Annotated in this window: 1 protein-coding gene and 1 pseudogene; both read left to right on the top strand. The window is 65.2% G+C overall.

Features of this window, described 5'->3' with window-relative positions:
* On the top strand, positions 1–477 hold a 477-nt coding region (locus AACR77_RS11145), incomplete at its 5' end, for a hypothetical protein (RefSeq protein ID WP_042881481.1).
* Positions 474–574: pseudogene (locus tag AACR77_RS11150) on the top strand (MSHA biogenesis protein MshD); the annotation flags it as partial. The gene AACR77_RS11145 and the pseudogene AACR77_RS11150, both read left to right, overlap by 4 nt.

The raw sequence follows: 574 nt of genomic DNA on the forward strand, positions 1-574 counted from the left end.
CACAGTACCCTGGAGGCGATCCGGCTGTTTGGCAACCTGGAAACCGAATCCAGCAAGCTGCTGCAAATCGTGTTGTTCGGCCAGCCCGAGCTGGATGCCAGGCTCGGGCAGCCCCGTCTTCGCCAGTTGCGCCAGCGCATCGGTTTTTCCTACCGCCTGCGGCCGCTGCGGCTCGACGAGACCCGGGCCTATCTGGAGTACCGGCTGCAGGTGTCCGGTTATCGCGGAGCCGCCCTGTTCGATGGCCGCGCCCTGCGCAGGCTGTGGCGCGCATCCCGCGGCATTCCCCGCCTCATCAACATACTGGCGCAGAAGTGCCTGATGCTGGCCTATGGTCGCGGTGTGCGGCGGATCGACAGCGCCCTGGTCCGGCTCGCCATCCGGGATACCGATGATGCCCGCCGTGGCCGTCTCACCCTCTGGTGGCCCCTGTTGTTGTTGCTGGGCACTGCCCTGGCGTATGGAGTCTGGTCATGAGCGTGATCAATCAGATGCTGAAAGATCTGGATAGGCGTCAGCAAGAGGCCGGGGGAGCCGCCGTCTATGTGGCGCCGGTGCGCCAGCAAGACTGTGA

Source organism: Aeromonas sp. ZOR0002, assembly GCF_963866995.1.
Taxonomy (GTDB): Bacteria; Pseudomonadota; Gammaproteobacteria; order Enterobacterales; family Aeromonadaceae; genus Aeromonas; species Aeromonas caviae.